8 protein-coding genes are annotated in these 9,460 nt (G+C 56.6%); 4 read left to right on the forward strand and 4 right to left on the reverse strand.

Going from position 1 to position 9,460, the window contains the following annotated elements; genetic code table 11:
- Window positions 1–52 precede the first annotated feature (52 nt).
- Complete coding sequence (locus tag CHB83_RS07150) at window positions 53–1,465, forward strand: PQQ-dependent sugar dehydrogenase (protein WP_089332117.1); 1,413 nt, start codon at window positions 53–55, stop codon at window positions 1,463–1,465.
- 85 nt (window positions 1,466–1,550) lie between these two features.
- Here the strand turns inward: CHB83_RS07150 and CHB83_RS07155 are convergent, their stop codons facing one another.
- The gene (locus CHB83_RS07155) at window positions 1,551–2,561 is read right to left on the reverse strand and encodes a cation diffusion facilitator family transporter (RefSeq protein ID WP_089332118.1); all 1,011 of its coding nucleotides are present in this window, start codon (window positions 2,559–2,561) and stop codon (window positions 1,551–1,553) included.
- Between the two features lie 164 nt (window positions 2,562–2,725).
- Between CHB83_RS07155 and CHB83_RS07160 the strand changes: the two genes are divergently transcribed.
- The 3 genes from CHB83_RS07160 (at window position 2,726) to CHB83_RS07170 (ending at window position 7,646) form a co-directional block, all read left to right on the forward strand.
- Complete coding sequence (locus CHB83_RS07160) at window positions 2,726–4,105, forward strand: Nramp family divalent metal transporter (RefSeq protein ID WP_089332119.1); 1,380 nt, start codon at window positions 2,726–2,728, stop codon at window positions 4,103–4,105.
- A 166-nt stretch (window positions 4,106–4,271) separates the two neighbouring features.
- Entirely contained in the window at window positions 4,272–6,719 is a 2,448-nt protein-coding gene (locus tag CHB83_RS07165) for a TonB-dependent receptor (RefSeq protein WP_245855296.1), read from the forward strand.
- Between the two features lie 66 nt (window positions 6,720–6,785).
- Entirely contained in the window at window positions 6,786–7,646 is an 861-nt protein-coding gene (locus CHB83_RS07170; protein ID WP_089332121.1) for a transporter, read from the forward strand.
- Window positions 7,647–7,736: 90 nt separating this feature from the next.
- Here the strand turns inward: CHB83_RS07170 and CHB83_RS07175 are convergent, their stop codons facing one another.
- The 3 genes from CHB83_RS07175 to CHB83_RS07185 form a co-directional block, all read right to left on the reverse strand.
- The gene (locus CHB83_RS07175; protein ID WP_089332122.1) at window positions 7,737–8,111 is read right to left on the reverse strand and encodes a hypothetical protein; all 375 of its coding nucleotides are present in this window, start codon (window positions 8,109–8,111) and stop codon (window positions 7,737–7,739) included.
- A gap of 150 nt (window positions 8,112–8,261) precedes the next feature.
- A complete protein-coding gene (locus CHB83_RS07180) occupies window positions 8,262–8,663 on the reverse strand; it encodes an SPW repeat domain-containing protein (protein WP_089332123.1) in 402 nt (133 codons plus the stop codon).
- Between the two features lie 396 nt (window positions 8,664–9,059).
- A partial coding sequence (locus CHB83_RS07185; protein ID WP_317044782.1) for a FlgD immunoglobulin-like domain containing protein occupies window positions 9,060–9,460 on the reverse strand: 401 nt, incomplete at its 5' end.

Below are 9,460 nucleotides of genomic sequence, written 5' to 3' on the forward strand. Positions count from 1 at the left end.
ACGCCCGAATAATTCGTTTACCTTTTGTCTTTTATCTCAACCTCTTATCCGTATGAAACACCTGTTTACAGCAGTACTGGGGGCCATCTTACTGACAGGCGCTTGGGCAGCCTCTGCGCAAACGCTGCCAGTGCTGGGCACTTTTGCAGCCGGCTCTACCACCGTTACGGTTTCAGCCCTGACAACTAACCTGCAAGTGCCTTGGGAGCTTGTATGGGGCCCCGACAACTTTATTTGGATGACGGAGCGGGGAGGCCGCATTAGCCGCGTCAACCCCACAACGGGCGCCGTTACGCCCCTTACTACGCTGGCAGATGTGGTGACTAGCTCCGAAGGGGGCTTGCTTGGCATGGCTTTGCACCCCGACTTTACTACCTCGCCCTACGTGTATGTGGTGTACAATTACAACGATAATGGCTATAAAGAAAAGCTTGTGCGCCTCACATACGCCAATGGCACGCTCAGCCAACCGCTTGTGCTGCTGGGCAATATTCCCGCAACCAGCACGCATAGCGGATCTCGCCTACTCATTCTCCCCGACCGCACCCTGCTCATGACCACGGGCGATGCCCAACAGCAGCCGGAAGCGCAAAACCGCGCTTCGCTCAACGGAAAGATTTTGCGTCTGAACCTGGATGGCACCATTCCGGCCGACAACCCCGTGGCCGGTAGCCCAGTGTATACGCTGGGGCACCGCAACCCGCAAGGGCTAGTGCGCAGCCCCAGTGGCCGCCTGTACAGCTCGGAACACGGCCCCAACAACGACGACGAGCTGAACCTGATTGAAGCCAACCGCAACTACGGCTGGCCTACGGTAGAAGGCCTCTGCAACCTGTCGGCCGAGCAAGCGTTTTGCAGCGCCAACAACGTGCGCGAGCCCCTGTCCGTTTGGACGCCCACCTTGGGTGTATCCGGCCTGGCCTACTATACTTCATCAGCTATTCCTGCCTGGCAGGGTAGTCTGCTGATGCTTTCACTTAAGGCTTCCCGGCTAACGCAACTCACGCTCACTGCCGCCGGGGATGCCGTTGCGGGCCCCGAGCAAACCTTCCTTACCACCTTTGGACGACTACGGGCCATCTGCGTCTCGCCGCAGGGGCGCGTGTACGTGGGCACCAGCAATCAAGATGGCCGCGCTACCCCTGGCCCTACCGACGACCGAATTCTAGTGCTGGAAAACTTGGCCTTTGTACCTACTGCAACGGTAGCGCAAAAAACTATGCCGTTGCGCCTGTGGCCCAATCCAGCTCAGCACAGCGTAACGCTCCAACTACCCAAGGCACTCAGCAGAGTTGCCACGGCCGAACTCCGCGATGCGCTAGGCCGGTTAGTGTACACCACCCAGATGGCAGTAGGTACTACCACCACTACCCTACCCCTCACCAACCTGCCAGCCGGCATCTACTCCACCCAAGTAGCCACCACCGACGGCCATTTTGTGCAGCGCGTAGTACTAGAACACTAATACCTACCGGCAACGCGAGTTCACATAGAAAAGGGCCGCCCCAATGGAGCGGCCCTTTTCTATGTGAACTCGCTCGCATTGGCTGCTAGCTGCTACCTACCTCCTCACTCACTAAGAGGTGACGCTCGTTCTTGACGGTGTTAGCCAGCGTCCAGGGGATTTCCTGGGCGAAGGGATGCTGCCGGACCGGGCACTCGGGCATGTGGCAGTGCGAGCACGCGGCATAGGTACAGGGGTCGGCGTGCACAAACATTTCTACCTCTACTACTTCAAAATGCTCCCGCACAAACTCCTCAATGCGATGCACTTGGTTGTGGGTTTCTTCTAGGGTGAAGTAGTAGGGCATGGTCACGTGGCAATCCACGTGCAAATCGGCACCGTAGCGCAGCACCCGCAGGTTGTGCACGTCAATCCACGCGGGCTGCCGGTGCGCTTGCAGCTCACCAATGACCTGCTGCACCGTCGATACGTCCGACTCATCCATCAGGCCCGACACGGAGCGGCGAAGCATGCGGTACCCATTCACCACAATAAATACCCCCAGAAACAATGCAGCCCCGGCGTCATACACGGGGTTATTGGTAAACACTACCAGTAGCAGCGCCAGACACGAAACTAAGGTACTAACCGAGTCTAGATAGAGATGCTGCCCGTCGCCCACCAGTGCTACTGAGTTGTGCCGGCGACCAGCCCGCACCAGCACAAAGCCTACCACCAAGTTGACTACGGCCGTAAAGGCAAGCAAGCCCATACCCCAGTCGGGGCGCTCTACCGTGTGCGGGTGCATGAGGGCAGTAACTGCCGAACGGAAAATAAATACACCGGCCGACAAAATTAAAGCGCCTTCGAAGCCAATAGACAGATACTCAATCTTGCCGTGGCCGTATGGATGATTTTCGTCCTTAGGAAGGCTAGCCAGGTAAATGCTGTAGAGGGCGAACCCGCTGGTCACAACGTTAATAATGGACTCTAGAGCATCCGTAAGCACGGCCTGGGAGCGTGTGAGCAGGTAGGCGTAAAACTTAATGCCAACCAGTATCACGCTAACCACTAGGGAAAGCAGGCCGTAGCGAGTTTTGAGGGGAGGTGAAAACATAGGGCCTAAACCGTGATGCGGGGGGCAAAATTCCAGTAAAAAACTGGCTTTCAACTATGGGGCCGAAACCTTTTACAACAAACGCAGTAGTTAAACTGCGTTAAAAATAAATTTAGACTAGCCTAAAATCTGCGTACCTTGTGCATACTACTCCTACTGAATCAATGCCTTCTGCTCTGAAATCACCTCCTTCTACTCCCGTATCGGAGGCCAACGCGCCTCCTCCTGCGGGCTGGCGTCGTGCTCGTACGGCGCCTTCGTTACAAGAAGTATTTGCATCCGTACGCGTGCCAGCACAGTCGGCTTCCTTTTGGCGCAAGCTGATGGCCTTCTGGGGCCCAGGGCTGATGGTGGCCGTGGGCTACATGGACCCTGGCAACTGGGCCACAGACCTTGAAGGCGGCTCGCGCTTTGGGTATACGCTACTTTCTGTCATTCTGATTTCCAACTTGTTCGCCATGCTACTCCAGCACCTGGCAGCCAAGCTGGGCATCGTGACGGGGCGCGACCTGGCCCAAGCTTGCCGCGACCATTACTCCAAGCCCGTTGGACGGGTGCTATGGTTGCTGTGCGAGGTAGCCATTGCAGCCTGCGACCTAGCTGAAGTCATCGGTTCAGCCATTGCCCTAAATCTACTGTTTGGGCTACCGCTTACCTGGGGCGTAACCCTTACTATCCTAGATGTACTGGTGGTGCTATTATTCCAAAGCAAGGGCTTCCGGGTGCTGGAAAGTATTGTGGCGGGCCTTATTGTGGTCATCTTCGGGTGCTTTCTATACGAAATCATTGTGTCGAAGCCCGACTGGTTTGGTATTCTAGGTGGGCTAGTACCGCAGCCTGAAATCGTTACCACGCCCCGCATGCTGTACATTGCCATTGGCATTTTGGGGGCCACAGTGATGCCGCACAACCTGTACCTGCACTCCAGCATTGTGCAAACGCGCGCCATCGAGCAGACTGAGTCGGGTAAGCGTATGGCTATCAAGTTTGCTACCATCGACAGCACGGTAGCGCTGTTTCTGGCCTTCTTTGTGAATGCGGCTATTCTGGTAACATCAGCGGCGGCGTTTCACCAGAACGGGCACCACGATATAGCCGACATCAGCGACGCGCATAAGCTGTTGGCCCCCGTGCTGGGCGCCGGAGCTGCCTCTGCCGTGTTTGCCATTGCCCTGCTGGCTTCCGGTCAGAACTCTACCCTCACGGGCACTCTTGCCGGCCAGATCGTAATGGAAGGCTTCTTAGATCTTCACCTCAAGCCCTGGCTACGCCGACTCATTACCCGAGGTATTGCCGTAGTTCCAGCCTTTATAGTGGCGCTGAAATACGGAGAGCAGGGTACGGGCGAGTTGCTAGTGCTCAGCCAAGTAATCCTGTCTTTGCAGCTTAGCTTTGCCGTGGTGCCTTTGGTAGTATTCACTGGTAGTAAGGCAAAAATGGGAGTGTTCGTGAACAAGCCATGGCTGCAAGCGGCGGCCTGGGTAGTGTCCGGCATCATCATCGTACTGAACCTGTATCTGCTGTACCAAACGTTTTTTGGCTAAGTAAAAAGCGCCGTACCCAGCTGGGCGGCGCTTTTTTGTGGCTATGCTTTTAGATGAGGCTAAATATTTTTTTCTCCTCGTTTAAATCCTCTCTGCTTCTGTCCTCCGTCTTCCACCCCAAATCCAATTATCCATGAGGCTCACGTACTGTATTGCAGTGATATGTATGCTGGTTCTGAGAAGTCTAGTTGTCTCGGCACAAGTAGCGGCAACGGGTAGTATTCGGGGGCAAGTGCTGGCCGATGGCAAGCCGTTAGAGTTAGCGACGGTGGCTCTACCGGGCACCGCCCTCGGAACGGCCACGACGGCACAAGGCTATTTCGAGTTGCGGGAAGTGCCCGCCGGTACACACGAGCTAGTGTTTTCCAGCATGGGGTACCAAGCTCAGCGGCAACGCGTGGCCGTACGAGCCGGGCAGGCCACGGAAATCAACGCCCGCCTAGTGGCTACCCCTGCCGCTCTGAGCGAAGTAGTGGTTACGGGCGTGTCGCGGGCGACAGAAATCCGGCGCAGCCCCGTGCCCATTGCCGTCCTCACGCGCCGCGAAGTGAACCTCAACAGCACTGGCAACGTGATTGACGCGGCGGTGAAAGGTGTACCGGGCCTTAGTGCCGTTACCACGGGCCCCAATATTTCCAAGCCTTTCATTCGGGGGCTGGGCTACAACCGCGTACTCACTCTCTACAACGGCCTGCGCCAAGAAGGGCAGCAGTGGGGCGATGAGCACGGCATTGAAATCGACCAATACGACATCGACCGGATTGAGGTGGTGAAGGGACCGGCTAGCCTGATGTACGGTTCTGATGCGGTGGCGGGAGTTATAAACATGTTGCCGCGCCTGTCCTCGGAGGCCGACGGCCACGTGCACGGCGATGCGCTGATGGAGTACCAAACCAATAACCACTTACTAGGGACCTCCGTGGGCCTGCGCTATGCGCACAATGGCTGGCAGTACGGGGCCCGCGGCTCCTACCGCTTGGCGCAAGCCTACCGCAATGCCTTGGAAGGCCGGGTGTACGGCACCGCCTTCCGGGAGCTACATGCCACGGCCACAGTTGGGGTAGAAAAGCGGTGGGGGTCTACACAACTTACTGCCACCCTCTACGACAACCTCCAGGAAATACCCGACGGCAGCCGCGACTCCTTAAGCCGGCGCTTTACCCGGCAGGTAGCCGAAGGCGACCAGGATGACCTAAAGAACCGGCCGCTGGTTTCGGCCCCCGACTTGGCTATGTACCGCATCAATCCGTTGCATCAGCACATCCAACACTACCGCCTCCTAAGCCGCACGCGCTGGCATTTAGGGAATGGGGAGTTGCACACGCTGTTTGGCATTCAGCACAACCTACGCCGGGAGTACAACCACCCGCTGGCACCGCAGCAAGCGGGCCTGGCAGTAGCCCTGAACACCTATACCTACGACGTGCGCTACGCCGCGCCCACGTGGCTGGGCCTGGAAACTACCGTGGGCTTGAATGGAATGTATCAAACCAATACAAACCGCGACGCCACCGATTTCCCTATCCCCAACTACTCCTTATTTGACGTGGGTGGTTATGTGTTCCTGAAAAAGACGTTTGGCAAGTTGGACCTCTCGGGAGGAGTGCGGTACGACACCCGGGTGCTACGCTGGCCCGATTTCTACGTGCGCCTCGACTCCACCACGGGCTGGGCCCAACAGGTGGCGACTAGCACAGGAGCCGACCCGCAGTTCGCCGCCTTCCGCACCACGTACCGCGGCATCTCCGCCAGCGTGGGCGCTACCTACAACCTTTCTGAGCGTCTGCTGCTGCGCGCCAACGTAGCCCGCGGCTACCGGGCCCCCAACATCACGGAAGTGGGCTCCAATGGCCTGGACCCCGGCGCCCACATTGTGTACCTCGGCAACCGCACGTTTGGGCCTGAGTTCGGCTTGCAGGAAGACCTAGGCCTTAGCGCTTACCTTCCCGATGCGGAAGTAAGCGTCAGTGGTTTCCTCAACAACATCGACAATTACATCTACCAAGCCCGCCTCACCGGCCCCGATGGGCAGCCCGTGGTAGTGGTGCCCGGCAATGCTACCTACCAATACCAGCAGGGGCGCGCCCAGCTCTACGGGGCCGAAGTCACCGTAAATCTGCACCCGCGCGCTTGGCCCGCGTTGGCGTTCAACAATAGCTTGGCCTACGTAACGGGGGTAAATAAGGAAGCAGCCCTGCTGGAAGCAAACGGCGCAGCCGCCAAGTACCTGCCTCTGATTCCGCCCTTACATACCCGCTCCGAAGTGCGCCTGACCAGCCAACGCAGGTGGCGCCGCTTCACCCAGCCTTACGTGCGGGCCGTGCTCGACTACCATGCTCCGCAAAACCGGTTTTACGCCGTAGACAATACCGAAACTCGCACCGCAGGATACGCGTTGCTGGGCTTAGGTACGGGGGTAGGACTAGTGAAAGGCCCCAGCCAGCGCGAGTGGCTACAACTTTTTTTGCAGCTCGATAACGCCTTCAACACCACCTACCAATCTCACCTTAACCGGCTGAAATACTTTGAGTACTACGCCAGCTCTCCTACTGGGCGGCGAGGCATTTACAACCAAGGGCGCAACTTCAACGCAAAAATCAACCTACTGTTCTAGGCCGGCTTACGCGCGTTTCCGTAGGGGGCGAAATACGCTCTTTTACTCTCCTTTTCCCCTCATGCTATGCTCCCTTCTTACGCACGTTTGCTATTGCCGTGCTTGCTGCTGCCATTGCAGCTAGCGGCCCAAGATGCCCCCAAGCCTAGTCCCTACGACTCGGCTCACTTTGACTTGTTTCATCCAGTACCGCGCAACCGGCTCCGCCCACTCCGCCCCGACCGCCCCGGCGTAACGGAAAGCCCGTTTACCGTAGATGCGGGCCACTTTCAGATGGAATCGGATGCCCTGCGCCTTATTAATAGCCGCGAAGAAGGTACCCACAATCGAGAGTGGAAAGCTGCCTACACTACCTTCAAGCTGGGTTTGACGCGCCGCACCGATTTGCAGCTGGAAGTACCCCTATACAAAGTAACCAAGGAACGCCAAGCGGGCGAGACCAACTGGCAGCGTAGCCGGGGTTTCGGGGACGTGAATGTGCGGTTGAAGCACAACTTCCTCGGCGACGACCAAGATGGCCCGATTGCTATGGCCGTAGTAGCTTACACGCGCTTGCCCACGGGCGGCAAAGCCGGCAGCGGGGCCGTGGAAGGCGGCCTGATTGTGCCCGTGAATTTGGAACTGCCCCACAAGTGGAACCTAGATTTGCAGGTAGAATCGGATATGAACTACGACCGAGAGCAGGGCAAGCACTACCTGCAAGTGATGCCTTCCATTGCCATCGACCACGAGTTTACCAATGTATTCAGCTTCCTGGTAGAAGGCGTAACGCGCTGGGATGCCGAGCATACGGGTTGGCGCTCCTCCATCAACGTGGCCCCCATCTTCACCGTCACGGAGAACCTGCAGTTTGACTTTGGTACCCACCTAGCTCTCAGCAAGGAAATGGACCAGGAATTCTTCATTGGTTTTTCCTTCCGACGGTAAGGCTCAGACCACGTACCGCCAGAAACCGCACGGCCCGCTGTTCCAGAGTGAACAGCGGGCCGTGCGCGTAAGGTAGCTACTGCCGTCAGCTTAGCCTTCGTCGGTCATAAGGCTGCGCGACTGTTTTTTCCAGTCGGTGATAAACCAAGTGACTACCGAAACCAGCCCGAGCACCCAGAACAAGTTTCGCTCGGAGCTGGCAGCCGGAAACTGAAACAGCAGGGGCGCGGCCAATAGGGCAATACCAGTAAGCAAGTCGAGCCAGCCGTGCACGGGAAACGGAATCACCCGGAACAGGCCTAGCTTAAAATCGGTAAGCAGAGTAATGACCAAATAGCCGCCGGCCAATACGTAGCAGGCTACATCTATAGCAGGCTGCAAATCGAACATGATAGGCGCCATTGCCAAGATGGTAATAAACAGAACATCAACAACGCCATGTGCGGCGGGGGAAAGGAATTTCATAGCTAGACAGTGTTAAGGTGGATATCCTTTGATACGGCTCAGCCGCAGCAAGGATACTGTCGACCTTCTCGTAATCAGCAACTTCCACCTCATAAAAAACACCTGGCAGCACGAAGCTACCAGGCGTTTCGTTGGCCTATCTGCCAGCACTTAGTGCTGGTGGTTTGGCATCATTGAGTTGCGAGGGTTGGTGTGGGTATGCGTATCAGCTCGCCAGTCGGTCAGCAGCCACGAACCCAGAAACAGAATACCCATTCCCATGAAGAAGTTACGTGCTTCGTGGTTGTCATCGTGGAAGCCGAACAAGAACGGCACTGCCAGCAGGGCTAAGCCGCTCACAAGCTCAAGGCCACCGTGCATGGGGAAGGGAATCATGCGGAAGATACCAAGAGGAAAATCCGTCATCAGGGTGATAAGCAGGTAGCCGGCAGCCAGCACGTAGCAGGCCGTAGCGTACGGACCATCAAAATTGAACAGCGTAGGAGCTAAGGCAAACAAGGCAATGGTGCCATAGTCGAGCATGCCGTGCACGCGGGGTGATATTACTTTCATGGGTAAAAGACATTATGTGGAGAATGATGCCTTTCCTTACGCGCATGCATGACAAAGGATATTGCTGAGTTTCAATTTTTTACTCAATTAATTAGTTATAGTTGAGCTGTTTACCTCAGCAGTATCTATCTTTTAACCTACTTTTAGAAGTAGCATACCTGTAGCTAAAAAGGCTGTATTGCCAGCGCGAATTACCCACGCCACATGGCACAGCACAGGCACCTACTCAGGTAGCGTAAATGCCCCTCCGTGCCGTGCTGTAAGCTGGCGCCAGCAGTGGGCACTTTTGGCACTTGGACCCTCTCAGCACCATACTACTACGTGGTCGGCAGCAGCATGGTCAACACTTCACTAGCTACTGCCGGGCCGCAGCCTTGCGAAAGGCGCACTGCTTAGCTAGAATCTGGTGCCTACTACCACGGTTTTGCGGTATTCGCGTTTCTCTCCGCTGCTGGCTCGAAACAACTCCACGAGTAGTATGTAGTAGCCAATAGCTGCTTTCTGTCCCTGATCGGTAAGGCCATTCCACTGCCAGAAGCCCGTGGTAGGAAGGGTTTCGTTGCGCACCAGACGACGCGTAAGGCGTCCTTGGGCGTCATAAATTGTAACGGAGCCCGCGTAACCGGGCTGGTCGAGGGTGTACGTAAGGGTAGTGAAGTCCTGTTGGCCGTCGTCATCGGGCGTGAAAAGCTCCGGCTCAACTAAGTAGCCATACAGAAGTAAGCGTATAGTGCGCAATTGGTAGCTTGCGGCATGCGACGACCTGCCACCGAGTTGAGTTCGGAAGAAGTGACGTG

The organism is Hymenobacter mucosus (genome assembly GCF_900188255.1).
GTDB classification, from domain to species: domain Bacteria; phylum Bacteroidota; class Bacteroidia; order Cytophagales; family Hymenobacteraceae; genus Hymenobacter; species Hymenobacter mucosus.

Coding starts and splice junctions, on each gene's coding strand:
- CHB83_RS07160 (WP_089332119.1), top strand. CDS start 2,726: ATGCCTTCTGCTCTGAAATCACCTCCTTCTACTCCCGTATCGGAGGCC.
- CHB83_RS07155 (WP_089332118.1), bottom strand. CDS start 2,561: ATGTTTTCACCTCCCCTCAAAACTCGCTACGGCCTGCTTTCCCTAGTG.
- CHB83_RS07180 (WP_089332123.1), bottom strand. CDS start 8,663: ATGAAAGTAATATCACCCCGCGTGCACGGCATGCTCGACTATGGCACC.
- CHB83_RS07170 (WP_089332121.1), top strand. CDS start 6,786: ATGCTCCCTTCTTACGCACGTTTGCTATTGCCGTGCTTGCTGCTGCCA.
- CHB83_RS07165 (WP_245855296.1), top strand. CDS start 4,272: ATGCTGGTTCTGAGAAGTCTAGTTGTCTCGGCACAAGTAGCGGCAACG.
- CHB83_RS07175 (WP_089332122.1), bottom strand. CDS start 8,111: ATGAAATTCCTTTCCCCCGCCGCACATGGCGTTGTTGATGTTCTGTTT.
- CHB83_RS07150 (WP_089332117.1), top strand. CDS start 53: ATGAAACACCTGTTTACAGCAGTACTGGGGGCCATCTTACTGACAGGC.